The following is a 26,992-nucleotide window of genomic DNA, read 5'->3' as shown; positions in this document are numbered from 1 at the left end:
TTTTCGTGACGCCAGTCTGCGCCGTATTTGGCTCAACGCCAAGTGTTTGTAAATTATTCCACGCCCGCGCGCGTTGCGTCACTGACTTGCGCATCGAGCGTCGCGGCAAGGAATCGGGCCTCCGATTCGATGGCCCGCCGCAGTACGCCGAGGTGCTGGGACTCGTTCGGCGAGTGTGCCATCGTGCCCGGATCCTCGACGCCGGTGACGAGTACCTCCGCGTCCGGGAATCGTTCCGTGATTTCGGAGATCATCGGGATCGAGCCACCGATGCCCGCAAGCGTCGGGTGCGTGTCCCAGGCCTCGCCCATGGCGTCGAACATCCGGGCAGTGCCCTGGCCACCGAGGTCGACGAGGAAGGGTTCCCCGCAGTCGAGCGAGTCGACTTCGAGTTCCGCGCCGAACGGCGCATTGTCGCGCAGGTGCTCGAGTAGTGCATCCGCATACTCCTTCGCCGACTGCCCGGGGGCGACGCGGCCCGAAATCCGCACGCGCACCTCCGGCAGCAGGGTGTTGGATGCGTTGGCCACGTTGGGTGCGTCGATACCAGTGATCGTGATGGCCGGCTGGTACCACATCCGCGCGTTGTGGGGGCCGCGGCCAATGAGCTTGCCGCCGAGGACGCCGGCCTCCTCGATGAGCTGCCGCTCGTCGGCCTCCGGCACCTCGGCGTCGTGCGAACGCAGGCCGGGAACGGCGACCGCGCCACCCTCATCCCAGAGCGTGTTGAGCAGGCGCACCGTCGCGAGCATCGCATCCGGGGCGAGGCCACCATACATACCCGAGTGAGACGCGTGCTCGAGCGTGCGCACGGTGAGGTTGAACGTCACGTTACCGCGGAGCGCCACGGTGAGCGAGGGCGTCCGCACCCCCGCGTTGTCGCTGTCCGCGATGATGATGTAGTCGGCCTCGAGCTGCGGCCGGTGTTCGTCGAGGAAACGCGAGAAGCTGCGGGAGCCGTTCTCTTCTTCGCCCTCGATGAGGATCGAGATACCGAGGCCGAACGGCTCACGCCGTGCCTCAAGCACATCCCGCAGCGCCTCGAGCGCGGCGACATGCACGAGTACCCCGGCCTTGTCGTCGCTCGCGCCGCGCGCGTACAGGCGGTCGCCGATGACGGTTGGCTCGAATGCGGGTGTGCGCCACTTCGCGTCGTCGCCGGGAGGCTGAACGTCGTGGTGCGCATAGAGCAGCACGGTGGGATAGCCCGAAAGCGGCGGCCGATGGGCGAGCACGGCGGGCTGGCCGAGGCGACCGGCCGCATCCTCGTATTGCTGCACCTCGATCAAGTCGAAGAGCCCAGTCGCCTCGAAGAGCTCGCGGGTGGCCTCCGCGCTGCGCCGCACCTCGTCGCGGTCGAACTCGTCCCAGCTCACCGACGGGATGCGCACCAGCTCGCTCAGTCGACGAATAACGCTCGGCATGCCCAGCTGCACGCGGTCGCGGAGCTGGTCGCCGATCTGGTCGCCAATCGGCGGGGTCTCAGAATCACTCATACCCTCAAGCCTACGACCGGCGACCTGCGCGAACCGCACGCGGGACCTAGCGGCCCACCAGGTCCTCGACGCCGTCCTCCGGGCTGTAATACGCGGCGGAGTCGAACGCCGACGCGAGACTGTCATCCGAGGATTCGGTCTCGAGGCGATCGTCATCGCGCGGCGGCTGCTCCGGCGTGCCCGCGGCCTCGCGAATGCTGCGCAGCTCCTTGAGGACCGCGCGCGCGACCGAATCCCACTCGCGGAAGGCGAGCGCATCGATACCGGGGCGCGAGAACGCGCCGGTATTCGGCCGACTCGTCCCCGGCCCGACGGCGAAGCGGCGGGGATGCACTCCGCCGCCCTTGCGGATCAGGCGCGAGTCGGACATCCGCACCTCGACGAGGCCGTTCGAGATCGAACCGACCTGCTGCTCGCGTCCGGCGCCACTATCGAGAAGGTCCCGTAGCGCGCGTGAGTCGGTGTGGTCCGTGCTGGCTTCGGGCAGCCACGCGTCGACGAGCGCGCGGGTGCGGCGCTCGCCGGGAATCGTCGCGCTCTTCGCGACGAATTCGCCTGACACGTTGTCGGCCGAGACGATCACGCCCGCGCCGAGGAACTCGATGACTCCCGCCTCGGACAGTGCGAGCAGCTGCTCGAGCCGTCCGGGCGGCGGCCCGGACGCGATGTAGCTGAAGAACTTGAACCAGCGTCGCTGGTACTCGCGGATGAACGAGGTGGGATCCCAATTTGGGGACGTCGCGATCTCGGCCGAGGCCATGAATGCGAAGAGGACTCCATTAAATAGAGCCTGCATCTCGGAGTAGCGCGGATCCGTACTGCGCTCGAGATTGTGCGCGATGTAGTCCCGCGACCACTCCTGGAGCGCCTCGCTGCTTTCGAGGTGGACCCCCGCCAGCGGGCGGTCGAGCACGGCGAGGTCGAGGCGATCCTCCGGATCCGGTATGGCGCGCGCCACGAGGTCGGTGTATGCATCCCCGTCGAGGTCGAGCCGGTCGAGACCGTCGCGGAACTCGAGCCACTCCATCGCGACTCGGTCGGGCGAGCCCGTGAACAGCTCGAGATAGTAGGCGTGCAGCACCTCGCGTCGGATGAGCGGATACAGATGGTCGCTGAAGTCGAGTCCGGGAGTCTTCTCGGCAATGCGCTTCGCGACCTCGCCGTCGAAGTAGCGCGGAACATACCTCTCGCCGCGCGGCGTGGATGAGACCTTCGAGCGATACGGCACACCGCGGCGCGAGCCGAGCAGTAGCTTTGGCTCGTGCCCCGAGGCAAGGTAGCGGAGCTTGCCATCCTTCTCGCGCACAAACTTCCCCCCGCGTCCAAGCGTGAGCAACACGATGAGGTCGATTGCGACGAGGCCGAGGCCACGCACGATGATTTCCGAGCCAGCCTCGAAGCCGCCGAGATCCACATCCGCCGTGTACGACGGCGGCAGATACTGCGAGCCCTTGAGCGCCGCGAAGTCGCTGAAGTAGCGGGCCTCGCCGGTCACTTCGCTGCCGAGGTGCCCGAATGAATAGATCACGAGGTCGGTCGTGAGCTCGTCACCGCTTGCGAGCGTGACCACCTGCGCGCCCGAGGGATCATCCGAGACCTTGATCACTTCATCCCGGTGCCACATAACCTTCGACCCGGGGCTGAGGCCGTCCACCGCCTGCTCGAGGAACCACGTCATGTAGCGCTCGTGGAGTCGTCGCGTCGGAAAGCTCGTAGGCGTGAGGTGCTCGAGCTCTTCGGCCAGCTGCGGATCGCTCACCGGGTCGATATCGATGTTCCGGATGCGCCCCTCGCGGACCTCCTTCGCCCACGTGGCGAGGTCGGGACCGGTTACGACAGGGCCCTCAATCGAGCAGGACTCGTCGGTGAACATCGTGACGTCGCCCGCCATCGAGTTAAGGGTAAGGAGACCGGACTGGTTGTCTCGCCAAATGCGGCCCGCCCCGGGCGGGTACGGGTCGATGAGGTGCAGGATCAGCGGTCGGTCGTCAATCTCCGGCTGACTCGCGATGAGCCGCTCGACGATGCCCGCGGTGCGGGGCCCGGCGCCGACGAAGGTAATGCAGCGCGTGGCGAGGTGGCCGTCGTGGTCGACGAGCCTGGCCGCGCGACGAGTCGGTCCGGTCATGCTGAGGTCCGCGCAGTTTCTTGCTCGCGCAGCGGCGCTGCGGTCGTGCCCATGAGCTCGCGCAGGGATGCGCCCTGCCGGTATTCGGTGCGGTACGCGCCTTTCTCCTGCAGGATTGGGATCACTTTCTCGACGACCTCGGCGAGGCCCCCGGGAACGAGGTGCCCAACGAGCGTGAAGCCATCCGCCGCGCGGCCGTCTACCGCTGCGATGATCGAGTCCGCGACCTGTTCGGGGGTGCCGATGAACTGGTCGTAGTTGTACTCACGCACGGCAATGTCGCGAATCGAGAGGTTTTCGCGCGCCGAGATTTCCCGCCACTTGGCAACGCGCTCGAAGCGATCCTCGTACGTATTAACCCAGCCCTCGGCCGCGAGGCCCTCAGTCGGCTCGAAGCTCGGCAGCGGCCCGTCGGGGTCGTGGTCGGAGAGGTCGCGTCCCCACACCTGCTCGACGAACGAGATCGCGGTCTGCGGGCTCACCTGGGCGCGACGGATCTCGAGGGAACGCTCCTGTGCCTCTGCCTCGGTGTCGCCGAGCACGATCGCCATTGCGGGCATCACCTTGAGCGACTCCGGCGCGCGACCATTCGCTGCCAGGCGCTCGGTGATGTCGGCGCGGAAGGCTTGCGCCTTCTCGAACGAGGCGTAGTGCGAGAAGATGACATCCGAATTCTTCGCGGCGAAGTCGCGGCCCTGCGGCGACATGCCGGCCTGTACGAGCATCGGGGAGCGGCCAGATTCCGCGCCGAGTCCCTCCGGCGGCACTGTCCCCGCGGTTTCGAAATCGAGCAGCTCGTCGTGCCGGGCGACGAGGTGTTCGCGGTCGCCGGGAGCGGTCTGCCAGATCTGGCGGGCCGCATCCACGACCGCCTGTGCGCGGTTGTAGCGCTGGTCAAGCGGCAGGTAGAAGCCCTTACGGAAGTTCTCCCCGGTGAAGGCGTTGGACGTGGTGACCACGTTCCACCCGGCACGACCGTCTGAGAGCACGTTCAGCGTCTGCAGCTGGCGGGCGATATCCGCCGGCTCGTTGAACGTGGAGGACATCGTGCCGACGAGACCGATGTGTTCGGTGACGGCGGCGAGCGCCGAAAGCACACCGACGGTGTTGGGTCGGCCCGCAACGTCGAGCTCGTGCAAGGCACCCTTCTGTTCGCGCAGGCGCAGGCCTTCCGCGAGGAAGAGGTAGTCCATGAACCCGGCCTCCGCGATCTGCGCGAACTTCCTGAATGATTCGAACTCGATCTGGCTACCGGCATCAGGATGCGACCAGACGGTCTGCTGGTTCACGCCCGGGAAGTGCGCGGCGAAGTGAATCTGACGATGCTGGGTCATGCGATTGCCTCCTCGGCTGCGGTGAAGTCTGCGGTAAAGGGAGCCGAATCGGTAAACCGGTTCTGCGCTACGGGCAACCCGAGCCGCTCACGCAGCGTGGTTGCCTCCGGGGCCGCGGATGCGACTCCGGCACGCCGGAGCTTCGGGAGCACCTCATCGGCGAGGACGGCCAGGTCAGCGCTCGTCACGAGCGGGCGCAGTCGCGCACCCTGGAGACCCTGCTCGTGCCACGACACCACGAGGTCGACGAGCTCGTCCGCAGTGCCTGCGAAAATTCCCGTGTCGGTGACGAATTCGGCGCCGTGGAGCTCGTTGAGCTCAGCCAACCGGCTGCGCCCTTCTGTGCCGACGGACACCGCGATGTCAGGCCACAGCTGGAGCGCCGAGCCGGCACGGCCCACGCGCTCCGAGGCGCCCTCGGCCCCCACACGACGCTCCGCGAGGTCAGCCTCCCCGAACGGCGTGATGAAGGCGACGTCGGAGGTTGCGGCCGCAAAGTCATACGGCACCTGTTGGTGCGCGAGCGCAAACACCGGCGGCTGGCCCTGGGGCGAACGCGGGGTGATCGAGGCACCGTAGACCGAGAGGTACTTCCCCTTGAACTCGGGGTTGTGGATGCGCGAGCCATCGAGGAAGCGACCGGTCGCCGCATCCCGAATCTCGGCGTCATCCTGCCACGAGTCCCAAACCAGGCGCACGATCTGCGCGAATTCCCAGCCCTCGGCGAAGCCCGCGTAATACGCACGCTGTTGCTCCTGCGGCGTCAGCGCCTGAAACTCCGTGAGACTCGTGAAGACGGGTTCGCGCCCGGCCGCCGCGAGTTCCTCGGGCAACAGGCCGATTCGCAGTCGGAGGCCCGCGCGGCCGTTCGAGGCGAAGTCGAGCGTCTGCGTCGCGGTCGCGACGTGGAAGGGCTCCTGCGTCGCGGTCGTCGCCGCGGGCACGAGGCCGATCGCCTTGGTCTGTGGCGCAAGCCAGCTGCTGAGCGAAAACGAGTCGAAGCGGGCAGAGTGTCCGCCATCGTTCGGCAGCTCGAGCTGGTCCTCGAAGGTCAAGAGGTCGAAGCCCGCGGCCTCCGCGCGCTGTGCCGTCCGGCTCCAGAAGGCGGGGTCCGCGGCTCGCGACTCCGAATCGAATCGCTCCGCCGACGGGTGCCAGCCGACTCCGTCTGTGCCAAGTGCCAGTCCGAATGCGTTTTGCGTCATGAGTGATTCTCCTGCGTGTCCACGTTGCTCGTTGCCTGGCGCGCCTCGCTAAGTTGCGCGCCGGGGATTGCCGCAATGAGGGCCTGTGTATAAGGGTGCTCCGGATTCTTCAGTACTGCCTCACTGGTGCCCGTCTCGACGAGCGCACCGCGCTGCAGCACCCCGATCCGGTGCGAGATCTCGCCGACGACGCCGAGGTCGTGGCTAATAAAGAGGTACGCGACGCCGGTGTCTCGCTGCACCTGTGCGAGCAGCTCGAGCACCTGCGCCTGCACCGAGACGTCGAGGGCCGATACTGCCTCATCAAGCACGACGCAGTCGGGCTTCGTCGCCAGGGCCCGCGCGATCGAGACGCGCTGGCGCTGGCCGCCCGAGAGCTCATCCGGGCGGCGCTCGGCGTAGTCTTTCGGCAGCGCGACCGAGTCGAGGAGCTCAGCCACGCGAGCCTTCTGCTCGCTTCGGGAGCCGATCTTGAAAGACCGCAGCGGCTCACGGATGATCTCGCCGACGGTCATACGCGGGTCGAGCGAGGCGTAGGGGCTCTGGTGGACGAGCTGGAAGCGACGCCGCAATTGGCGCAACGATTCGCCTCGGTACTCGGTGATGTCGACGCCGTCGAACTCGACCGTGCCCTTCGTCGCGCGCTCGAGCTGCAGGGCAACGCGTGCGGTTGTCGACTTGCCCGAACCGGACTCCCCCACGAGGCCAAAGGTTTCGCCGCGACGAATGTCGAACGCGACATTGTCTACAGCGACGAGGGTCTCGCCCGAACCACGCAGCTTGAACTCCTTGCGCAGGTCGCGCACGCGCAACACCACCTCGGCGTCCTGCGCCGGAGCCGGGGTTCGTGAGGTGACGGTCGTGCCCGAGAGCCCCGGGGCCGCGGCCACGAGCCGGCGCGTGTAGTCGTGTTCGGGATTCGCGAGGACGGTCGCCGCCGCGCCGGACTCGACAACCTGCCCGTGCTGCATCACGAGGATGCGGTCGGCGCGATCGGCCGCAACGCCAAGGTCGTGGGTGATGAGGAGCACGGCGATGCCGAGTTCATCGCGCAGGCGCTCGATGTGATCGAGGATCTGTCGCTGCACGGTGACATCGAGCGCGGAGGTCGGCTCGTCTGCCACGAGCAGTCGCGGCTCCCCTGCGAGGGCGGATGCGATCAGCGCGCGCTGGCGCATCCCGCCCGAGAACTCGGAGGGCAGCTGCCACGCCCGCTGTTCGGGATCGGGGATGCCCGCCTCGGCCAGCAGCTTGACCGCGCGCGCCTGCGCCTCGTCCTTCGTTGCGAGCTTGTGGATGCGCAGGGTCTCGGCGACCTGCTTGCCCACGGACATCAGCGGGTCGAGCGACAGCGTCGGGTCTTGCGGGATGAGCGCAATCTCGGCGCCGCGGACTTTCCGCCACTCGCGTCGGTTAAGGCTCGTGAGGTCGCGCCCGGCGAATGCCATCCGCGTTGCGTGCACACGGCCGTTATCGGCGAGCAGGTGGAGCACCGCCTTGGCAAACGTCGACTTGCCCGAACCGGACTCGCCGACGATCGCGACGATCTCGCCCTCACGCATCGTGAGGTCGACCCCGCGCACGGCCGGAACTTCCTGCCCGCGCACGACGTAGTCGACGTGCAGGTCCTCGACCTCGAGCAGCACGGGTCGCGCCTCCCGGCTTTCAGCAGCTTCAGTGGTCATGCGCGTCGCACTCCTCGATTGAGCCGGTTTGAGATGACGTTGGCCGCGAGCACGACTGTCACGATCACGAGACCGGGGAAGGTCGTGAGCCACCAAGCCGTCGCAATGTAGTCACGGCCGAGCGCAACCTGCGAGCCCCACTCAGGAACGTCCGGCGGCGCGCCGAAGCCGAGGTAGCTGAGTGCCGAGATCGCCAACAGCGCCGTGCCAAATTCGAGGGCCGCCATGGCCAGGACGGGAGCGATCGAGTTCGGCAGTACATGGCGGAAGATCACCGCGGGCCACCGCGCTCCGCTCATCCGCGCAGCCTCGACGTACACGGCCTCGGACTCGCGCAACACCGAGGAACGCATCACGCGCGCGAACGCCGCGGTCGAGGTCACCCCCACCGCGATTGCGAGGTTGACGATCCCGAAGCCGAGCGACGCGACGATCGCGAGCGAGAGCAGGATGGAGGGAATGGCGAGCAGCACATCCACGATGCGCATGAGGACCTCGTCGACCCAGCCGCGGAGGTACCCCGCGAGCAGGCCGATGAGGCTGCCCGCGACGAAACCGCCGAGGACGGCGAGGGCCGCTGCCGTCACCGAGGTGAATGTGCCGTGCACCATGCGCGAAAAGACGTCCTGGCTCAGGTTGTCCGTGCCGAAGGGATGCGCCGCCGAGGGCGGCAGCAGGCGCGCGTCAGGAATCGGTTCGTTGGGGCCATACTTCGCGAACGCCTCGGGCCAGATCGCCCAGGCGATCACGACCGCAATGATCAGCAGGGCGATCACGAGGCCGAGATTGCGCACGATGCCGCCGAGCCGGCCACCGCGGACAACGCCCTTCGCGGCGGGGGGTTTGGTCTCGCTCGGCCCGGGGGCGCCCGCCTGAGCGGTAACGACGATTGATTCGGTCATGTTTCGCTCCTTTCTAGGCGCTCGCCCGCGAGCTTCGGACCAGAATTCGACGGTCAATGAGTGGTGTGACGAAGTCAACGATCAGGGTGATGATGACGAACGCAATGGCGGCAAGCACGACCACCGCGAGTACCACCGAGATCTCCTGCTTCGTCACGGCGTCAAGCAGCACCCCGCCGAGCCCGTCGCGCGAGAACACGTTCTCGGTCACGACGGTGCCGCCGAGGAGGCCACCGACGAGCACACCCGCGATGTTGAGCCCAGGCAGTGATGCGTTACGCAGTGCGTGCCGGAAAACCGTGTAGCTGCGGCTCGCGCCCTTGGAACGGACCTGGTCCGCATAAGCAGATGACATTTCCGTCCGTAGGCCCGCGATGAGTACCTGTGCGAGGTAGGAGCCGGTGAAGATTCCGAGCGTGAGCGCGGGCAGCACGAGCGAGGCAAAGTTTCCCATGTCGAAGGCAGGGAACCAGCCGAGCCCGAACGAGAACACCTGCAGCAGCACGATGCCGAGCCAGAACGACGGGATCGCGACGGCAATGGGCGGCAGACTCGCGATGAAGCGACGCAACCATCCCGCTCGCGGCAGCGTCGCGAGGAGGGCGACGCCGAGGCCGATGATTACGGTAAACACGAGGCCCAGCCCCGCGAGCTTCAGCGTGTTCGGGAGCGCCCGCAGCACGACGTCGATCGCCGGTTCGCCCGAGCCGATCGTGTTCCCGAAATCGCCAGTCACGAGGCCAAGGAGCGCCGCGAAATACTGCTGGTACCACGGGAGGTTGAAGCCGAGTTCCTCGCGCTTTTGCTCGAGCTCCGCTTCGTTACCGATTCCAGCGGCACCTGCTGCCGCGGCGACCGGGTCGCCGGGCAGCAGGTAGAGGATGAAGTAGACGATCGTGAATGCGGCCCAGATCACGAAGATGCCGAAGCCGATTCGACGCAGGAGATACAGCCCCAAGCGCTACTCCGTCCAGGCGTTCTGGAAGTCCATGCGCGACTGGCCGTCGAAGTTGACGCCGTGGGTGGTCGGGGTCGTCACGATCGTGGTCGAGAGCTGGAAGACGGGGATGACCACCGCATCCTCGAGGAAGGCCTTCACGGTTGCGTCCACCTCGGCCTGACGCTCGGCCGGGTCGAGCAGCGTAGCCTGCGCGGCGAGGTGCTCGTCGAGTTCGGGGGTGTCGCGGTTGCTCTTGTACAGCGCGTTCGGGCCGAGAATGGAGTTGAGCGCATCCGCGTCGGCGCGGGTGAGGTTCGCCCACTGGCCGGTGTTGCCCTCATCGTTGATGGTCGAAAACATGTCTGCGACGGTGACCTGCTGCAGTTGCATGTCGATGCCGACCGCGCGCAGCTGCTGCTGCATGAGCTGGAGCTGGTCGGTGGTCGGCTGCCAGTAATCGAGCGTGAACGACAGCTTCTCGCCGTCGCGCTCGCGGATGCCGTCGGCACCCTCGACCCAGCCGGCGTCGTCGAGCGTCTGCTTGGCGCCCTCGGGGTCGTAGGTCAGCAGGTCAGACTGGTCGCTGTAGTTCGGCGTCGAGTCCGAGAGCAGCGAGGTCGCCGGGCGGTCGGCCTCGGTCATGAGGTCCGCGATCGCATCACGGTCGAGCGCGTGCAGCATCGCCTGACGCACGGCTTCGTCGCCTGCAATCGGGTGATCAATGTTCGGCTGCCACATGTAGACCACGCCGGGGTTGGCGCGGTTTTCGAGCGGGAAGCCCGCGTCGGAGAGCACTGTCTGGTCGAGCGGCGAAATGTTTGCCGATGCCTGGATCTGGTTCGACTGCAGCGCACCGGTGAGCGTCGAGGACTCCGGGATAACCGTGAAGGAAAGCGTCGAGAGGTACGGCGCAGCCTGGTTTTCCGAGAACGCAGGCGCCCACGCGTAGTCCTCGCGGCCCGAGAGCTCGGCTCCCGAGTTCGGGGTGTAACTGTCGAGCACGAACGGGCCAGACCCGATGTAGTCGCCCGCGCAACGCTCTTCCTGGCTCAGCGCGACAGAGTCTGCCGAGATAAGCCCGAGCGCGTGAGTCGAGGTCGCCTGCAGGAACTGCGCCGAGGGCTGCGAGAACTTGATCGTCACGGTCGACGGGTCGACCACGGTGATCGAGTCGAGGCCAGTGAGGTAGCTCCCGCCGAGCGGCGCGACGCTGCCGAGCTCCACGATGCCCTCGAAGTTGAGCTTGACGGCCTCCGCGTCGATCGGGGTGCCGTCCGAGAAGGTCGCGCCGTCGCGCAGCGTGAAAGTGAACTCGGTCGCATCCTCGCTAACCGTCCATTCCTGCGCGAGCCACGGCTCAATCTCACCCGTCTCGGGGTTCTGCGCGGTGAGGCTCGCGACGGTCTGCTTCGCGATGTTGATGTTGTCGTTGCTGCTGACCTGCTGCGGGTCGACGCAGCCCATGTCGTCGGGAATGCCGAAGGCGAGGCTGCCACCCTGGACCGGCTCCCCCGTCGCTCCGCTCGAGGCGCCACCTCCGCCACCTGCGCATCCGGCCAGGGCCAGTGCAGCTACGGATGCGGTCGCCAGTGTGGCAAGGATGCGCGCGCGAGTAGTCATCGAGGGTCCTCCGTTGTGCTGGCGCGGAGGCCAGAGCGGGTGATTGAAAAAGAATGGGACCTATGAAGACTAGGAATCTCCCCGCCCGTGCGCCGAATTATGACGTCACACTCGACGCATCTCGTCACACGGCGTCACATCGCGGTCTTCGCGTCATAAACGTGGCAATAGCTGTGACTCTTTGGTAAAGGAACTATTTCGATTGTCGCCGTAGACACCAATTCGTGTGCGGCGGGCCACTTCCCCTTAAGATGGACGTTACGCGTTTACGCATCCGCTTCACGACAAAGGACACCATGGCCAAGCAGCAACCGGCAAGCGAGGAAAGCACTCCGCAGGAGTCTTCGAAGCAACAGGACTCGAAGACTCACGGGAAGAAGGGCCCAACTCCACGCCGCAGCGACGCCCAGGCAGCCAATTTCCGCCCGCTCGTGCCCGAGGACCGCAAAGAGGCGAAGCGCCAGGCGAACGAGAAGCTCCGTGCGAGCCAGGCCGAGGCTCGTGCGGGCATGGCGCGGGGTGACGACCGCTACCTCCGGGAGAGCGACCGCGGCCCACAGAAGCGCTTCATGCGCGACTACATCGACTCGCGCTTCACCCTTGGCGAGTTGCTCGTGCCGATGATGTTCCTCGTCATCATCGCGACGTTTTTCCCCTCGACGAGCGCCGCGTTCTGGGCCATGGGCTTCATCTGGGTCTACCTCGCGGTATGTGTTCTCGAGGGCATCCTCTACGGCCGGATCATCCGCAAGAAGATCGCCGACGTCGTTGGCCCCGCGAAGGTCGAGAAGGGCTTCTACTTCGCCTCTGTCGGTCGCTCGATGCAGATGCGCTTCCTCCGGATGCCGAAGCCGCAGGTCAAGCGCTTTAGCAAGGTCGAGTTCACCGGGCGCTAAGCCCGAACGGTCGGTGAGTAGCGGCGAAGCGGCGTATCGAAGCGAGCTCGAGGCACCGCGGCGTTTCGATACGCTTCGCTACTCAACGACCTTCAACAACTCAACGAGCGTCAGTTTTTGGCGGCCGCCTTCTTGGCGGCCGCCTCTGCTTTTGCGTCGAGCTTCGTCTTCCCGTTGTACTTCGGCGCGACGAGCCCGCGATTGATACTCGCGGCCCACAGCGGCCCCTCGTAGAGGAAAGCGGTGTAGCCCTGCACGAGCGTCGCCCCGGCGTCGAGCCGGTCCCGCACGTCGTAGTGGCTCGTGACGCCGCCAACCGAAATGACGCACATGTCCTCGGGCAGCGCATCCCGAACAATCCTCAGTACCGCGAGCGAGCGCTCCGCGACGGGCTTGCCGGACAGGCCACCCGCGCCATAGGCCTCGACCACGCGCTTGCTCGTCGACAGTGGCGACCGAGCGATCGTCGTGTTGGTCGCGACGACACCCGCGAGACCAACCTCGGCGGCGAGTTCGCAGATCTTGCGAATCGCGTCTTCCTCGAGGTCAGGAGCAATCTTGACGAGCAGCGGGGTCTCGCCCGTCACGGCCTTCGTCTCGCGCAGAATCGGCTCGAGCGCGTCGAGCTCTTGCAGCCCGCGCAGTCCCGGAGTATTCGGCGAAGAGACATTAATAACGAGGTAGTCGGCGAACTCGAGCACGGCCTTGGCCGACTTCACGTAGTCCGAGACCGCGTCCTCGGCGGGGGTGTCCTTGTTCTTGCCGATGTTGACGCCGACGATCGCGTCGCGCGTTTCCCGGACGGCGATGTTGCCCGCGGCGTTCTCGGCACCCTTGTTGTTGAAGCCCATCCGGTTGATGAGGGCCCGGTCCTCGGGGAGGCGGAACATGCGCGGCTTCGGGTTCCCCGGCTGCGCGAGCGGCGTCACCGTGCCGACCTCGATGTGACCAAAGCCAAGCGCGGTGAGCCCGTCGATCATCGATGCATTCTTATCAAAACCCGCGGCGAGGCCAAACGGTGAGAGGAACTCGAGGCCCATCGCCCGCACACGCAGGCTCGGATCCGGCTTGCAGTACTCGTACGCGAGCTTGCGCAGGGGTGCCGTCCGGCCCAGCCACCCGATCCCCCACGCGCCGACTCCGTGTGCCTTCTCCGCATCCATCGGTCGAAATACGACGTTGAAGAAAGCTCGGTAGGCGCAGCGCGCGATATTGGTCAGCACGAATCGGGTCCTTTGGTCGCAGATGGGTGTGGTCGCGGATGCGCGGGGTTACGGATGCTCTGGATTACTACTCGGCCGCGGACGCCGAGACAGCCTCGCCATCCGCATCCTCGTTAGCGTACTTCGGTGTCACGCCGTCCGTCTTTAGCTGCGCGATCGCGGCCTCGAAGTCGTCGACCGACGCGAAGCCGCGGTAGACACTGGCGAAGCGAAGGTACGCGACATCGTCGAGCTCGCGGAGGAACGGCAGGATCGCGAGGCCGATGTCGTTGGCCTCGACCTGCGAGCTGCCCGAGGCGCGAATCGTTTCCTCGACCTTCTGCGCGAGCTGGGCGAGGTCGGTGTCGGTCACGGGGCGGCCCTGGCAGGCCTTGCGCACGCCGGAGACGATCTTGTCGCGCGAGAACGGTTCGGCCACGCCCGCGCGCTTGATCACGCTGAGGCTCGCGGTCTCGAGCGTCGAGAAGCGCTTTGAACAATTGGGGCACTGCCGACGACGGCGAATCGCGAAGCCGTCGTCGGTCGTGCGTGAGTCGATGACCCGCGAGTCATCGTGACGACAAAATGGGCAATGCATCCTCGGCCTTAGACCTCCCGACCTGTGCCGAAGCGTGCATCCACCGACTCGCCGTGGGCGGGGAGATCCTCGTCGGTGGCGATCGCGCGTAGTCGGTCGCGAACCTCGTCGAGAGCCGCGCGGTTGTAGCGGATGATCTGCTGGGCGCGCAGGAACGTGTGTGCGCCGAGGCCAGAGCTGTGGGCAGCCTGGCCGCCCGTGGGCAAGACGTGATTGGAGCCGGCGATGTAGTCACCGAGCGGCACCGGCGCGTATGGCCCCATGAAGATGGCTCCGGCGTTCGTGATCTGCTCGAGCACCGCGTCGTCGTCTGCCGTCTGAATCTGCAAGTGTTCCGGGCCATAGGCGTTCGACACGCGCGCGGCCTCGGCCATGTTGTCGACGAGGACGATGGCCGACTGCTGCCCGCGCAGCGAGACGCCAGCACGGTCGGCGTGCTTGGTCGCCAGCGTGCGGCGCTCGACGATCGGCTGTACCGCCTCCGCCAGTGCCTCGCTGTCGGTCACGAGTACCGCGGCGGCGAGCTCGTCGTGCTCGGCCTGGCCGAGGAGATCCGCCGCGACGAGCTCGGGGTCAGCGGAGCCGTCCGCGATGATGAGCACCTCGGTCGGGCCCGCCTCGGCGTCGATACCCACAACCGAGGTCACCGCCCGCTTGGCGGCCGCAACCCAGACATTGCCCGGCCCGGTGATGACATTGACGGGCTCGAGTCCGAGCGACTCCACGCCATAGGCGAGCGCGCCGATGGCACCGGCGCCGCCCATCGCGTACACCTCGGCGACGCCGAGGAGCCCCGCAGCCGCGAGAATCGTGGGGTGGATAGCTCCCCCGTGGTCTTTCTGCGGCGGCGATGCGATCGCGATCGACTTCACGCCCGCGGCCTGAGCCGACACCACATTCATCACGACGCTCGACGGGTAGACGGCCTTGCCGCCCGGTACGTAGAGACCGACTCGCTCAACCGGCTCCCAGCGCTGCTCGACGATGGCGCCGTCTCCGAGCACCGTGGTCGCGGGAGCAGGAACCTGGGCTGCCGACGCGAGGCGCACGCGGCGAATCATTTCGTCGAGTGCGGCGCGAACTGCCGAATCGAGGTTCGCCACAGCGGCTTCGATCTCCGCCGCGGTGGCCCGAATCGCCTTCGGGCGCACGCCGTCGAAGCGCTCCGCCTGGTCCAGCAGACCGGCTTCGCCATGCTCACGCACCTGCTGGATGAGTGCGGTGGCACCCGCGAGTGCCTCCGTGACGTCGAGCTCGGGGCGTGGGACAGCGGTGCGCAGCTCGCTCGCGGAAAGCGATTTGCCGCGCAGATCAATGGTCTGCATCATGATGCAGTCAATTATAGGTCAGCTAGTCGACGCTTCCCGGGCCGAGCAGCGCGGCCAGCTCCGAGTACAGCGCCGAACCCGCCTCGACCCGATGCGGCAATTCGAACTTTCGGATCGCCGTCGCGGTCTGGAGGTTCAGGCGCACCTCCGACTCACCCGCGTTGCGGCGAAGCAGCTGATCGAGCCGCTCGACGAGGCCTTCCGTGGCAATCGTGTCCGCGATCGTGAGGGTGACGGGTCTCTCCTCACCCACGCTGAGATGCGGAATCGTGATGCCCTGCGCCGTGATGTTGATGCCGTCGTCGCGGTGCTGCGCGCGGCCGCGAATCACCGCGATCGTGTCGCTCACGAGATCGGCGGAGTACTCGGCGTAGGTCTTCCCGAGGAACATCACCGTCATCTCGCCCCCGAAGTCTTCGATCGACACCATGGCGTAAGGATTACCGGAGTTCCTCGCGATCCGGTGCTGCACCGTGGTGAGCAGGCCCGCGATCTGCACCTGCTCGCCATCCTTGATGCTCGAATCTCCGAGCAGGCTCAGGATGGGCGTCGCACCCAGCTTTGACAGTTCCGCCTCGAGGCCCTTGAGGGGGTGGTCGGAGACGTAGAGTCCGAGCATGTCCCGCTCGAACGCGAGCTTGTCGCGCCGGGTGAACTCCGGCCGCTCCGGAACCACGGACTCTTCTTCCTCGAACTCCATGAGCCCGGCGAAGAGGTCGACCTGCCCGTGTGCCTCGTTGCGCTTTCGCGAGACCGCCGCGTCGATCGCATCCTCGTGGATCTCTACCAGTGAACGACGCGAGTAGCCCATCGAGTCGAACGCGCCGGCCTTAATGAGCGATTCGATCGTGCGGCGGTTCAACACGTTCAGCGAGCAGCGCTTGAGGAAGTCGTGGAACGACGAGAACGAGCCGTTTGCCTCGCGCTCCTCCACGATGTCGGCGACGACCTGCGCGCCCACGTTGCGCACCGCACCGAGGCCGAAGCGAATGTCCTTGCCAGCTGCGCGGAAACGCAGCGTGGACTCGTTCACGTCGGGCTGCAGGACGGCGATGCCCATGTGGCGGCACTCGTTGAGGTACTCCGCGAGCTTGTCGCGTGAGTCACCCACGGAGGTGAGCAGCGCAGACATGTACTCGGGCGCGTAGTGGCACTTGAGGTATCCGGTCCAGTACGACACCACGCCGTACGCGGCGGAGTGCGCCTTGTTGAAGGCGTAGTCCGAGAACGGCAGCAGGATGTCCCAGAGCGCCTTCACCGCGGCATCCGAAAAGCCGTTCGCGTTCATCCCGGACTTGAAGTTACCGAACTGCTTGTCGAGCTCGGACTTCTTTTTCTTGCCCATCGCGCGGCGCAGAAGGTCCGCTTGACCAAGCGTGTACCCGGCGACCTTCTGGGCGATCGCCATCACCTGCTCCTGGTAGATGATGAGACCGTAGGACTCCCCCAGGATTTCCTTGAGCGGCTCCTCGAGCTCTGGATGGATCGGTGTGATCGGCTGCTGGCCGTTCTTGCGCATCGCGTAGTTCGTGTGCGAGTTCGCGCCCATGGGGCCCGGGCGGTAGAGCGCGATCGTCGCCGAAACGTCGTTGAAGCTGTCGGGCTTCATGAGCCGCAAGAGGCTTCGCAGGCCGTCGCCATCGAGCTGGAACACGCCGAGGGTGTCGCCCCGGCTCAGCAGCTGATACGTCTCCGCGTCGTCGAGGGTCATCCGCTCGAGGTCGATCGTCTCGCCGCGGTTCGACTCGATGTTCTCGAGCGCGTCCGAGAGGATCGTGAGGTTTCGCAGCCCCAGGAAGTCCATCTTGATCAGGCCGAGCGACTCACAGGCCGGGTAGTCGAACTGGGTGACGATCTGACCGTCCTGCTCGCGCTTCATGAGCGGGATCACATCGATGATCGGGTCGGAGGACATGATCACGCCCGCGGCGTGCACGCCCCATTGGCGTTTCAGGCCCTCAATACCGCGCGCGGTCTCGAACACCTTCTGGAAATCCGGGTTCGAGTCGATGACCGCCCGCATCTCGTTCGCTTCCTTAAAGCGCGGGTGGTCGGGGTCATAGACGCCCGAGAGCGGGATGTCCTTGCCCATGACCGCGGCTGGCATGGCCTTCGTGAGCTGGTCACCTACCGAGAACGGGTAGCCGAGCACGCGGGATGCGTCTTTGAGCGCCTGCTTCGACTTGATCGTGCCGTATGTCACGATCTGCGCGACGCGCTCCGAGCCATACTTTTCGGTGACGTACTTCACCACCTCGAGGCGGCGGCGGTCGTCGAAGTCGATGTCGAAGTCGGGCATCGAGACGCGGTCCGGGTTCAGGAAGCGCTCAAAGATGAGGCCGTGCTCGATCGGGTCGAGGTCGGTGATGCGCAGCGCGTACGCGATCATCGACCCGGCACCGGAGCCACGCCCCGGCCCCACGCGAATACCGTTCTCCTTCGCCCACTTGATGTAGTCGGCGACGACGAGGAAGTAGCCCGGGAACCCCATCTGGGTGATGATTCCGAGCTCGTACTCGGCGCGCTCCTGGACGTTGTCGGGGATCGTGTCGCCGTAGCGATAGTTCAGTCCCCGCTCGATCTCCTTGCGGAACCAGCTCGCCTCCGTTTCGCCCTCGGGGACGGGGAATACCGGCATGTAGTTCGCCGACTCGTCGAACTCCGCGCTGCAGCGCTCCGCGATCGCGAGCGTGTTGTCGAGCCCCTCTGGGAAGTCCGCGAACTCGTGCCGCATCTGCTCGGCCGACTTGAGGTAGTAGCCCTCACCGTCGAACTTGAAGCGGTTCGGGTCGTTGAGCGTCGAGCCCGATTGCACACAAAGCAGCGCCTCCTGGTGCACCGCATCCTCTTTGTGGGTGTAGTGGAGGTCGTTCGTGACGAGCTGCGGGATGCCGAGATCCTTGCCGAGCTTGAGCAGGTCGTCGCGCACGCGACGCTCGATGCTGATCCCGTGATCCATGATCTCGAGGAAGAAGTTTTCCTTGCCGAAGATGTCCTGGAACTCGGATGCCGCCTTGATCGCGAGATCGTACTGGCCGAGGCGGAGTCGGGTCTGGATCTCCCCCGAGGGGCAGCCGGTCGTCGCGATCACGCCCTTCGCATACTGCTGGAGCAGCTCGCGGTCCATGCGGGGCTTGAAGTACTGGCCCTCTATCGAGGCGTAACTCGAGAGCCGGAAGAGGTTGTGCATCCCCTCGGTCGTCTCCGCGACCATCGTCATGTGCGTGTAGGCGCCACCGCCGGAGACGTCGTCGCCACCGCCGTTGCCCCACTTCACACGCGTCTTGTCACTGCGGTGCGTGCCCGGTGCGAGGTACGCCTCGGTACCGATGATCGGCTTGATGTCGTACTTCTTGGCGGTCTTATAGAACTCGTACGCCGAGAACATGTTGCCGTGGTCGGTGGTCGCGATCGCGGGCATGCCCATTTCGGCGGCCGTCTTGATGAGCTCCTCGATCTTCGCCGCGCCATCGAGCATCGAGTACTCGGTGTGGTTGTGCAGGTGTACGAATGAGTCGGTCGAGCCCAAAATCTTCCTCCATGCCGGTCACCGTCGAGACCTCGACGAAAGGACCAGTCTAGTGATCCTCGGCTTGTGCCAGACCCAGGCTAGACGCTCCCGGCGCGTAGCAGATCGAGTGCGTGCTGGAGATCTGCCGGATAGTTCGAGGAGAACTCGACCCACTCGCCGGTGTAGGGATGCGCGAAACCGAGCCCGACCGCGTGCAGCCACTGGCGCTCGAGGCCGAGGGCCGCCGCGAGCTTTGGGTCTGCGCCATACAGCGGATCTCCCATGCAGGGGTGATGCTGAGCCGACATATGCACGCGAATCTGGTGGGTTCGCCCCGTTTCAAGATGAATTTCGACGAGTGATCCCCGGCGGAAAGCCTCGAGTGTCTCGTAGTGCGTGACCGAATGCTTGCCGTCGGCGACGACGCCAAATTTCCAGGATGAGCCCGGCGCACGCCCGATTGGCGCATCGATGGTGCCTTCGAGCGGGTCGAGGAGCCCCTGCACGACGGCGTGATACTTCTTCTCGACAGTGCGGTCGCGGAAGGCCTGTTTCAAGACGGAGTACGAGCGCTCCATCTTGGCGACCACCATGAGTCCGGACGTGCCAACGTCGAGTCGGTGCACGATCCCGTGACGCTCGGGCGGGCCCGAGGTCGTAATCCGGAAGCCTGCGGCCGCCAGGGCTCCGAGGACGGTAGGTCCGGTCCATCCCACGGAAGGATGCGCGGCCACGCCCACGGGTTTCATCACCACGACAAAGCCAGGCTCGTCGTGCACGATTTCAAGTTCCGGCACTTCGATGGGTTCAATCGTGACCGGCCGATCGGGCTCCCACTCGACCATGAGCATCTCACCCGCAACGAGGTGCTCGGACTTCCCAACGGGGCGGCCATCAAGGTGGATATTGCCCTGCTCGGCGATCTGCGCGACCTTGCTGCGGCTGAGCCCCAGGAGCTTCGAGACGCCCGAGTCGACGCGCGCGCCGTCGAGCCCATCGGGCACGGGTAGCATGCGGGTCTCGGTCATGCCGCTTCGCCCCGAGCTTTGCGGTCGTCCTCAGTGTCGGTCGCTTTCGCAGCCTCAGTCTCGCTGCTGGCCTCAGCCTCGCCCTTCTTTAGCCGCTTCGGGCGAGTACCGTCGAGCTGCACGTCGAGGATCGTGAGAAGCACGAACGCGATCATGCCGAAGACGATGGCCATGTCGGCGATGTTGTAGATTGCGGGGATCAACCACGGTGTCGAAATGTAGTCGATGACGTGACCGCGGAAGAACCCGGGCTCGCGAAAGAGGCGGTCAAAAAGATTACCGAGCGCGCCGCCCAGCACGAGTCCGAATACGGTGGCCCATCGCGCCGAGTGAATCTTCCGCGCCAGGACGGCGACGGCAATGACCACGGCAACGGCAACGATCGTCAGCAGCCAGGTCTGGCCCGAGGCCATCGAGAAGGCCGCACCGGAGTTGCGGACGAAATGCCACTGGAGCACGCCGTCGATGACCGATATCGTTTCACCCTCGGACATATTCGTGACGACGATTTGCTTGACGATCTGGTCGGCAGCAAAGATCGCGACCGCGATCGCCGTCAGCAGTGCCACAGTGGGCAGGTGAACGGTCGACCGCGGTCGCGATGTATTAGTTGAAGCGCTCACTCGGGTCTATTGAGCACCCGAAGCGCTGTCGAACTCGTTGTTCGCCGCATTGAGGTCGTTGAGCTGGTTCTCAATGTAGCTGCGCAGGTTCGTGCGGTAGTCACGCTCGAACAGGCGCAGTTCTTCGATGCGCTCTTCAAGCTTCGACTTCGAGGTCTCGAGCGCGGTCGTGATCTCGCGCTCGCGGGTCTCGGCGTCGGTGACGACCTTCTGGGCGTGCTGTTCGGCATCCGACACGATCTTCTGCGCGCGCGATTCCGACTCTTCCTGGAGGCGACGCGATTCAGTTTCGGCGTCGCGCACGAGCTGCGAGGAACGTGCCTCGGCATCGGCGATGAGCTGGTCACGCTTCTTCGAACCCTCGGCAACGTGCTCGTCGTGCAGACGACGGGCAAGAACGAGGAGCGACTGCGAGCTTTCCGCCTCGTCGGCGCCTTCGGCGGCAACGGGTGCGGGCGCTGCCGCGGCGACGGGCTCGGCGGGAGCCTCGGGCTCAACGGGCGCGGGCTCTGCAGCGACCGGAGCAGGCTCTGCTGCGGCAGGGGCGGGCGCGGCCGCGGCGCCTTCGCCAGCACGGAGCTGCTCGTTCTCAGCACGGAGCTGCTCGTTCTCAGTGGTCAGACGGCGAAGTTCTTCGACGACCTCATCGAGAAAGTCATCTACCTCGTCCTGGTCGTAGCCTTCCCGGAACTTGGTCTGTTGAAAGCGCTTGTTGACAACGTCTTCCGGAGTCAGTGCCATGGCGGCCCTTTCTTTGCGGCTTGCGGTCAATGGTCAAAACCCTATCGCGAGGATTCCGTGTAGGGCGTGGTAATAGGCGATGCCTAGAATCAACGTACCGTTCACATTACGGCACAATTGCCCCGTCCGTCACATTGATATCCCAGTTTTACAACCCGGGGACGGTGTTTCGCTGTTGCGTTACACCGCGAAAAACAGGATACGCACAATCCACGAAAGCACCGACAGCCCGATAATCAGGACAATCCACGCGAGGTCAAGCGCCACCTGACCGACTCGCAGCGGTTTGATCCAGCGACGGATGAATTTCAACGGCGGATCCGTCAGCGAGTACACCACCTCGGCAATCAAGAGGATCGGGCCTTTGGGCCGGAACGACGGCACGAGCACCTGTGCCCAGTCGAGAATCAACCTTCCCCACATCACGAGTGTGTAGGCATTGATGAGGAAGAGGAGCGCGTGTCCGATGATGGCCAACCTGTGCGGTCTTTCTGGTGAGCCCGGCATTGCCGGTGTGAGCGGGGAAAATCAAGTCCTATTCTTCCAGCCCGTGTCTGATCATGTGTAATGAAAATCACGCCATGAGCGTATCCATCGATACGCTCATGGCGTGAGCACGCGGTGTCGCCGATAGCCCGGCAGCCGGATGATCTAGGCGAAGAAGGTGGGGTCTTCGTCCGAGGAGACGCTGTCCTCGCCGTGAACGTTCACGTGCTCCGGGGTAAGCAGGAACACGCGATTGGTCACACGCTCGATCTTGCCGAGCAGGCCCTGGGTGAGCCCAGAAGCGAAGTCAATGATCCGGCGGGCGTCGGCGTCGGTCATCTGCGAAAGGTTCATGATCACCGGAACGCCGTCGCGGAACGACTCAGCGATGAGCTGCGCGTCCTTGTCGTAGGCCTTCGGGTGGACGGTCAGGATTTCGTTCATCGCTCCAACTGGGCTGGGGGTAGGGACGGGTGTCGGCTTGTGTACCGGCTTCGGCTCTGGGCGTTCGGCCGCAGCCCGGTTGATCGGGGTGACGGGCGCAGGCTGTTCTTCCCGGAGAGTCGGCTCGACCGTCTCCGTCGTCATCGACTGCTTGCGCTCACGTGGTTCTGCCTGAGCCATCGTTTCCTCTTGCTCTTCTGCGAGCCCGAGATACACCATGGCGTTGCGAAGTGGGTTGGCCATCCTGCTGCCTCCTATGAACTATGCGTGCTGTGCACCTACGTTACGGCCGGTCCGGCCGATTTCCGGTGATTGCCGTGCCGATTCGTAGGTGTGTCGCTCCCTGTGAAATTGCTGAACGGAAGTCATGGCTCATCCCCATCGAGACCATGGTCGCGTCAGGCACGATATCGCGGATGCGTTCCCCCACCGATCGGGCGGTGGCAAAGGCCTCCTCTGTTTCTGCACCGAGCGGCGCGACAGCCATGACGCCCGCCAGCTTGAGCGTCGGCACCGCCGCAATCGCCTCGGCCAGCGCCGTGGCTTCGTCGAGCGCAACCCCGCCACGAGCCGAATCGCCGTCGAGCGAGAGCTGGATGGCGACTTCGAGCGGTCCGTGGTCCCCTCGCTCCAGCTTGGCAAGCGCATCCACGAGCTCGAGTCGATCGATCGATTGGATGCAGTCGGCATACCGCCCAACCTGCCGTGCCTTGTTGCGCTGCAGCTGACCGATGAAGTGGAGCCGCGCATCCGAGTATCGCTCGTGCAGGTGATTCGCCTTATCGCGCGACTCGGGGTGCCGGTTCTCGCCGAAGTCTCGCACGCCGAGTGCATACAGCTCGTCGAGTAGCTCGACGGGATGGTACTTCGTGACCGCGATGAGGGTGATCTCCTCCGGCGCACGACCGGCCGCCCGAGCCGCGTCGGTGATCTCAGTCCGCACACGAGCGAGGCGCCCCTCAAGGGAATCCTCAAGGGGCGCCAGCCCAGAAATGTTCTCGTTCAAGAACGCATCACCGCTCTAGCGAAGGAACTCGGGGATATCGAGGTCGGCGTCCTCGTCGACGTAACGGGGCTCGCCGCCTCGCGGAGAGATCGTCGGTGCCTCCGCAGTCGACCATGCCGGGCTCTGGCCGAGTCTGGGTGCCTCTTCTGCCGGAGAGGGCTTCTTGTCTGCGGCGGCCTCGGGCGCAGTCGGCACCTGCTGCTGCGCGGGTGCCTGCTGCTGCGGTGCGTGGGACTGTGGCGCTTGGGGCTGTGCCGGTGCGGCCCCCACCGGTGCCGAGGTCGACGTGTTGCGCGAAGTCGCCTCCTCGAGCGTGGGCAGGTCGTTGTTCTTCGACACGGATGCACCGAGTGTGTCTTCGAGCGTGACATCGGCGCTCGCTTCGTCGGTGCGCGCCTTGGGCGCGCCGCCGTCGAATCCTGCGGCGATGACCGTGACGCGAACCTCATCGCCGAGCGTGTCGTCGACGGCGGTACCGAGGATGATGTTCGCGCCTTCGTGCACCGCATCCCGGACGAGCTGGGCCGCTTCGGCAACCTCGAACATGCCGAGGTTCGAACCACCCTGCACCGACATGAGCACGCCGTGCGCGCCCTCGATCGAGGACTCCAGGAGCGGCGACGCCACGGCGAGTTCGGCCGCCTTCACGGAACGATCCGCGCCACGAGACGTTCCAATACCCATGAGCGCGGAACCGGCCGATTGCATGACCGACTTGACGTCGGCGAAGTCGACGTTGATCACGCCCGGGTTCGTGATGAGGTCGGTGATGCCCTGGACACCGGCGAGAAGCACCTGGTCGGCCGTCGAGAAGGCCTCAAGCATCGAGATTCCGCGGTCGCTGATGGCCAGCAGTCGGTCGTTGGGGACGACGATGAGTGCATCGACCTGCTCCTTGAGCGCGGCAACACCCTGCTCGGCCTGGTCCATGCGACGACGGCCCTCAAAGCTAAACGGCTTGGTCACGACACCGATGGTGAGCGCGCCGATCGACTTGGCGATACGGGCGACGACCGGTGCACCACCGGTACCGGTACCACCGCCCTCGCCCGCGGTCACGAACACCATGTCGGCGCCAGCGAGAGCTTCCTCGATTTCTTCGACGTGGTCCTCGGCGGCGCGGCGACCAATCTCGGGATCGGCACCGGCGCCGAGACCCTTCGTGAGTTCGCGTCCGACGTCGAGCTTGACGTCGGCGTCCGACATCAAAAGCGCCTGCGCGTCGGTGTTAATGGCGATGAACTCAACGCCGCGCAAACCGATTTCGATCATTCGGTTTACGGCGTTGACGCCGCCACCGCCGACACCGACAACTTTAATGACGGCTAGGTAGTTGTTGGTTTGTGAGGTGTTATTCGACACGTGACAGTCCCCTTGTCGTGGTCGGTGCTCTGCCTGCGGATAAAGGTAAGAGACTTCGGTCGGTGGTTGATCTGCACGCAACGTTATGGCGCATCTCTCGCAGCGACGCCGCTCGCGTCCGCGTGTTGCATGACTCTCAGAGATCGCTTCAACTAGGGGTTGAAACTTTGCGAGTCGGTGCTAGGGGCCGTTTTGGCACGCCGGGATGCTTTCGAGCGGAAGAAGTCTATCGAGTGACCGGATGGTTCGGACTCGAGACGTCGTACAGGCTCACGCTGCTGCCCTCCGTCGCCGCGCGAAGCGCCGCGAATACCTCGGCCTTGCGTGGGCTCTCCTCGACACTCCCCCACAGCACCTCCGTGCCGTCGCGCAGCGTGAGATTCACGTCCTCTGTGGAGTTCGCCGAGATGCTCTCCACCTCCGCGCGAAGCTCGGCAGGCAGAGCCAGCGAAACCATGGCCGCGCCAGAGAAGCCGGCCGTGTCCGTGCCGCCCGATACCTCGATGATCGGCAGCGAGTCCACGGCATTCGCGTCGTGCCAGAGTGTGACCCCGGCGGCGTCGACAACGGCGGTCTCGTCGTCGGTGAGGACCACACCAACGGGTACCCGCTCGACCACGTTCACCACGAGTTCGGAGGGCGGGAGCCGCTGTATCGAATAGCTCTGGACGAGCACAAATCCTTCGAGCAGTGCGCCGACGTCCTCGGACTCCAGCTGCGCGAGCGGGGTACCCTCGAGCCCTGCCAGCGCTGATTCGACCTCGGCCGCATCCAAGTTCTGCGTGCCCTCGACGCGAATTTGCCGGACCGACATGATCGGCGAGAGCATCCCGACCGCAACGAATGCCGCGAGAAAGAGCACCGTCCCAGCTCCGATGAGCCACGCCGTGAGCGTGCGGCGACGGCTGCGGGTGAACCGACGTACCTCGCGCCGTTCGAGGCGTCGGCGCGCAAGGGCCGCGCGCCAGACTGCAAACAGTCCGACGCGCGGTTCGCGGTCCGTCGTCTCAGGCACCCGACCTATGCATCCTCGCCGGTGTCTTCAAGGGCTTCGAGCAGCTGCGGGACAATGCGGTACACGTTGCCGCAGCCGAGCGTGATGATGAAGTCGCCAGGCTGTGCCCAGGCGGCAGCGGCCGCGGCCGCGTTCGGCCATTCAGGCTGATATTCGACGAGCTCGGCGTTCTTGAACTCGCGCGTGACGTATTCTCCGGTGACGCCCGGAACCGGGTCCTCGCGGGCTCCATCGACGTCGAGCACGATCGTGTGATCTGCGAGTCGCTCGTATACCTCGGCAAACTCATCACTCATCGCCTGCGTGCGCGAGTACAGGTGCGGCTGGTGCACCGCGATGATGCGCCCCTCGCCAACCACGGTGCGGGCTGCGCTCAGCGCTGCCTCCACCTCGGCAGGGTGGTGAGCGTAGTCGTCGTAGACCGAAACTCCCCCGACGACACCCTGCAAATCGAAGCGGCGCTTGGTACCGCCAAACGCGTGGAGTGCGGCAACCGACTCCTGCAGACCGTAGCCGAGCATCAGCAGCACCGACACTGCACCGGCCGCGTTGAGGGCGTTGTGGTGCCCCGGCACCGACAGCTCGCCGTCGGCACTCTCCCCGCGCGCGGTGATGGTGAACCGCACGCCGGTTCCGGTCGGGGCGATGTCCGAGACCCGCACGTCCGCGGTCTCGGCCTCGCCGAACGTCATGATGTTCTCATGGCTCAGCGTGGGTGTCAGCGCGACCGCCTGTGGGTCGTCGGACGAGATAATGACCGCCTCGGATGCGCGATCCGCGAACGCGCGGAACGCCGCGTCGAACGCCTCCGCGGTCCCGTAGTGATCGAGGTGATCGTTGTCGATGTTGGTGATGAGGGCGATGGCGGTGTCGTAGAAGAGGAACGAGCCGTCCGATTCGTCGGCCTCCACGATGAACTCGACGTCCTGGCCGTCGTGCTCGTTGGTGCCCAGCGACTGGATGACGCCGCCGTTCACGAAGCTCGGGTCCGCACCGAGCTCGAGCAGGGCACTCGCGATCATGCCGGTCGAGGTCGTCTTCCCGTGCGCGCCTGCCACCGAAATGACGCGCGAACCCCGCGTGAGCCAGACGAGCGCCTGCGAGCGGTGCAGGATATTGAGCCCGCGCTCTTTGGCGAGGACCAGCTCCGGGTTATCCGGCCACAGCGCCGAGGTCACGACGACCGTGTCGACGTCGTCGGCGAGGTTCTCGGCCGCGTGGCCGATCCTGACGTCCGCACCGAGCTCAAGCAGCTGATCCGTTGCGTAGTTGCCGGAGCGGTCGGAACCGCTGACCTTCACGCCCTGGCCGAGGAACATGCGAGCGATGCCGCTCATTCCGGAGCCACCGATACCGATGAAGTGTGCCTTCCCAATGGTTTCCGGAATTTGCGCGTTTACGTCGGGACTAATCAACTGGTTGCTCCTCGTTCTTGTGCAGCG

22 protein-coding genes are annotated in these 26,992 nt (G+C 65.5%); 1 reads left to right on the top strand and 21 read right to left on the bottom strand.

Translation table 11 applies throughout. The features are described from left to right. Positions 1-53: 53 nt before the first annotated feature. Genes GMOLON4_RS03035 through GMOLON4_RS03000 form a run of 8 tightly spaced genes read right to left on the bottom strand, consistent with a single transcriptional unit; the run spans position 54 to position 11,310 of the window. Positions 54-1,496, bottom strand: a complete 1,443-nt coding sequence (locus tag GMOLON4_RS03035) for a M20/M25/M40 family metallo-hydrolase (protein ID WP_035731829.1) — start codon at positions 1,494-1,496, stop codon at positions 54-56. A 46-nt stretch (positions 1,497-1,542) separates the two neighbouring features. Continuing rightward, the gene (locus GMOLON4_RS03030) at positions 1,543-3,624 is read right to left on the bottom strand and encodes an FAD/NAD(P)-binding protein (protein ID WP_051266162.1); all 2,082 of its coding nucleotides are present in this window, start codon (positions 3,622-3,624) and stop codon (positions 1,543-1,545) included. After that, positions 3,621-4,958: an LLM class flavin-dependent oxidoreductase gene (locus GMOLON4_RS03025; RefSeq protein WP_026936027.1), complete on the bottom strand. Its 1,338-nt coding sequence runs from the start codon at positions 4,956-4,958 to the stop codon at positions 3,621-3,623. The genes GMOLON4_RS03030 and GMOLON4_RS03025 overlap by 4 nt, the downstream gene beginning before the upstream one ends. Continuing rightward, positions 4,955-6,163 (bottom strand): LLM class flavin-dependent oxidoreductase, encoded by a 1,209-nt coding sequence (locus tag GMOLON4_RS03020; protein WP_026936028.1) that lies wholly within the window; start codon positions 6,161-6,163, stop codon positions 4,955-4,957. The genes GMOLON4_RS03025 and GMOLON4_RS03020 overlap by 4 nt, the downstream gene beginning before the upstream one ends. Further along, positions 6,160-7,848 (bottom strand): dipeptide ABC transporter ATP-binding protein, encoded by a 1,689-nt coding sequence (locus GMOLON4_RS03015; protein WP_051266165.1) that lies wholly within the window; start codon positions 7,846-7,848, stop codon positions 6,160-6,162. The genes GMOLON4_RS03020 and GMOLON4_RS03015 overlap by 4 nt, the downstream gene beginning before the upstream one ends. Continuing rightward, on the bottom strand, positions 7,845-8,750 hold the full coding sequence (locus GMOLON4_RS03010) for an ABC transporter permease (protein ID WP_026936029.1): 906 nt from the start codon (positions 8,748-8,750) through the stop codon (positions 7,845-7,847). The genes GMOLON4_RS03015 and GMOLON4_RS03010 overlap by 4 nt, the downstream gene beginning before the upstream one ends. Positions 8,751-8,763: 13 nt before the next feature. After that, positions 8,764-9,708, bottom strand: a complete 945-nt coding sequence (locus GMOLON4_RS03005; protein WP_026936030.1) for an ABC transporter permease — start codon at positions 9,706-9,708, stop codon at positions 8,764-8,766. A 3-nt stretch (positions 9,709-9,711) separates the two neighbouring features. Next, positions 9,712-11,310, bottom strand: a complete 1,599-nt coding sequence (locus GMOLON4_RS03000; RefSeq protein ID WP_026936031.1) for an ABC transporter substrate-binding protein — start codon at positions 11,308-11,310, stop codon at positions 9,712-9,714. A gap of 296 nt (positions 11,311-11,606) precedes the next feature. Here GMOLON4_RS03000 and GMOLON4_RS02995 point away from each other — a divergent pair, with 296 nt between their 5' ends. After that, a complete protein-coding gene (locus tag GMOLON4_RS02995) occupies positions 11,607-12,206 on the top strand; it encodes a DUF3043 domain-containing protein (RefSeq protein ID WP_035731837.1) in 600 nt (199 codons plus the stop codon). Between the two features lie 110 nt (positions 12,207-12,316). Here the strand turns inward: GMOLON4_RS02995 and GMOLON4_RS02990 are convergent, their stop codons facing one another. The 13 genes from GMOLON4_RS02990 to murC all read right to left on the bottom strand — a co-directional run bounded on the left by GMOLON4_RS02990 (position 12,317) and on the right by murC (position 26,965). Further along, positions 12,317-13,369 (bottom strand): quinone-dependent dihydroorotate dehydrogenase, encoded by a 1,053-nt coding sequence (locus GMOLON4_RS02990; RefSeq protein ID WP_051266168.1) that lies wholly within the window; start codon positions 13,367-13,369, stop codon positions 12,317-12,319. 127 nt (positions 13,370-13,496) lie between these two features. Beyond that, a complete protein-coding gene (nrdR, locus tag GMOLON4_RS02985; RefSeq protein WP_035731841.1) occupies positions 13,497-14,006 on the bottom strand; it encodes a transcriptional regulator NrdR in 510 nt (169 codons plus the stop codon). A gap of 8 nt (positions 14,007-14,014) precedes the next feature. Then, positions 14,015-15,334: a histidinol dehydrogenase gene (gene hisD, locus GMOLON4_RS02980; protein WP_084147324.1), complete on the bottom strand. Its 1,320-nt coding sequence runs from the start codon at positions 15,332-15,334 to the stop codon at positions 14,015-14,017. Between the two features lie 22 nt (positions 15,335-15,356). Further along, on the bottom strand, positions 15,357-18,863 hold the full coding sequence (gene dnaE, locus GMOLON4_RS02975; RefSeq protein WP_026936034.1) for a DNA polymerase III subunit alpha: 3,507 nt from the start codon (positions 18,861-18,863) through the stop codon (positions 15,357-15,359). 80 nt (positions 18,864-18,943) lie between these two features. Further along, the gene (locus tag GMOLON4_RS02970; RefSeq protein WP_035731843.1) at positions 18,944-19,873 is read right to left on the bottom strand and encodes an RluA family pseudouridine synthase; all 930 of its coding nucleotides are present in this window, start codon (positions 19,871-19,873) and stop codon (positions 18,944-18,946) included. Then, positions 19,870-20,442 (bottom strand): signal peptidase II, encoded by a 573-nt coding sequence (gene lspA / locus GMOLON4_RS02965; RefSeq protein ID WP_035731845.1) that lies wholly within the window; start codon positions 20,440-20,442, stop codon positions 19,870-19,872. The genes GMOLON4_RS02970 and lspA overlap by 4 nt, the downstream gene beginning before the upstream one ends. Before the next feature lie 60 nt (positions 20,443-20,502). After that, positions 20,503-21,237: a DivIVA domain-containing protein gene (locus GMOLON4_RS02960; RefSeq protein ID WP_035731853.1), complete on the bottom strand. Its 735-nt coding sequence runs from the start codon at positions 21,235-21,237 to the stop codon at positions 20,503-20,505. 180 nt (positions 21,238-21,417) lie between these two features. Further along, positions 21,418-21,714 (bottom strand): YggT family protein, encoded by a 297-nt coding sequence (locus tag GMOLON4_RS02955; protein ID WP_026936036.1) that lies wholly within the window; start codon positions 21,712-21,714, stop codon positions 21,418-21,420. Positions 21,715-21,888: 174 nt separating this feature from the next. Next, positions 21,889-22,410, bottom strand: coding sequence for a cell division protein SepF (locus GMOLON4_RS02950; RefSeq protein ID WP_026936037.1), 522 nt, complete (start codon positions 22,408-22,410; stop codon positions 21,889-21,891). A gap of 40 nt (positions 22,411-22,450) precedes the next feature. Next, positions 22,451-23,173 carry a YggS family pyridoxal phosphate-dependent enzyme gene (locus GMOLON4_RS02945; protein WP_245575352.1) on the bottom strand — a complete coding sequence of 241 codons (723 nt, stop codon included), beginning with the start codon at positions 23,171-23,173 and terminating at the stop codon, positions 22,451-22,453. Between the two features lie 15 nt (positions 23,174-23,188). Continuing rightward, a complete protein-coding gene (ftsZ, locus tag GMOLON4_RS02940) occupies positions 23,189-24,535 on the bottom strand; it encodes a cell division protein FtsZ (RefSeq protein ID WP_026936039.1) in 1,347 nt (448 codons plus the stop codon). A gap of 226 nt (positions 24,536-24,761) precedes the next feature. Beyond that, complete coding sequence (locus GMOLON4_RS02935; RefSeq protein WP_051266172.1) at positions 24,762-25,550, bottom strand: FtsQ-type POTRA domain-containing protein; 789 nt, start codon at positions 25,548-25,550, stop codon at positions 24,762-24,764. A 5-nt stretch (positions 25,551-25,555) separates the two neighbouring features. Continuing rightward, a complete protein-coding gene (murC, locus tag GMOLON4_RS02930) occupies positions 25,556-26,965 on the bottom strand; it encodes a UDP-N-acetylmuramate--L-alanine ligase (RefSeq protein WP_026936040.1) in 1,410 nt (469 codons plus the stop codon). Positions 26,966-26,992: the final 27 nt, after the last annotated feature.

Source organism: Gulosibacter molinativorax (genome assembly GCF_003010915.2).
Taxonomy (GTDB): Bacteria; Actinomycetota; Actinomycetes; order Actinomycetales; family Microbacteriaceae; genus Gulosibacter; species Gulosibacter molinativorax.
Note: the sequence above shows the minus strand (reverse complement) of the source record. Positions and strands in the feature narration are given on the sequence as shown.

Coding starts and splice junctions, on each gene's coding strand:
- GMOLON4_RS03035 (WP_035731829.1), bottom strand. CDS start 1,496: ATGAGTGATTCTGAGACCCCGCCGATTGGCGACCAGATCGGCGACCAG.
- GMOLON4_RS03030 (WP_051266162.1), bottom strand. CDS start 3,624: ATGACCGGACCGACTCGTCGCGCGGCCAGGCTCGTCGACCACGACGGC.
- GMOLON4_RS03025 (WP_026936027.1), bottom strand. CDS start 4,958: ATGACCCAGCATCGTCAGATTCACTTCGCCGCGCACTTCCCGGGCGTG.
- GMOLON4_RS03020 (WP_026936028.1), bottom strand. CDS start 6,163: ATGACGCAAAACGCATTCGGACTGGCACTTGGCACAGACGGAGTCGGC.
- GMOLON4_RS03015 (WP_051266165.1), bottom strand. CDS start 7,848: ATGACCACTGAAGCTGCTGAAAGCCGGGAGGCGCGACCCGTGCTGCTC.
- GMOLON4_RS03010 (WP_026936029.1), bottom strand. CDS start 8,750: ATGACCGAATCAATCGTCGTTACCGCTCAGGCGGGCGCCCCCGGGCCG.
- GMOLON4_RS03000 (WP_026936031.1), bottom strand. CDS start 11,310: ATGACTACTCGCGCGCGCATCCTTGCCACACTGGCGACCGCATCCGTA.
- GMOLON4_RS02995 (WP_035731837.1), top strand. CDS start 11,607: ATGGCCAAGCAGCAACCGGCAAGCGAGGAAAGCACTCCGCAGGAGTCT.
- GMOLON4_RS02990 (WP_051266168.1), bottom strand. CDS start 13,369: ATGGATGCGGAGAAGGCACACGGAGTCGGCGCGTGGGGGATCGGGTGG.
- nrdR (WP_035731841.1), bottom strand. CDS start 14,006: ATGCATTGCCCATTTTGTCGTCACGATGACTCGCGGGTCATCGACTCA.
- hisD (WP_084147324.1), bottom strand. CDS start 15,334: ATGATGCAGACCATTGATCTGCGCGGCAAATCGCTTTCCGCGAGCGAG.
- GMOLON4_RS02970 (WP_035731843.1), bottom strand. CDS start 19,873: ATGACCGAGACCCGCATGCTACCCGTGCCCGATGGGCTCGACGGCGCG.
- GMOLON4_RS02960 (WP_035731853.1), bottom strand. CDS start 21,237: ATGGCACTGACTCCGGAAGACGTTGTCAACAAGCGCTTTCAACAGACC.
- GMOLON4_RS02950 (WP_026936037.1), bottom strand. CDS start 22,410: ATGGCCAACCCACTTCGCAACGCCATGGTGTATCTCGGGCTCGCAGAA.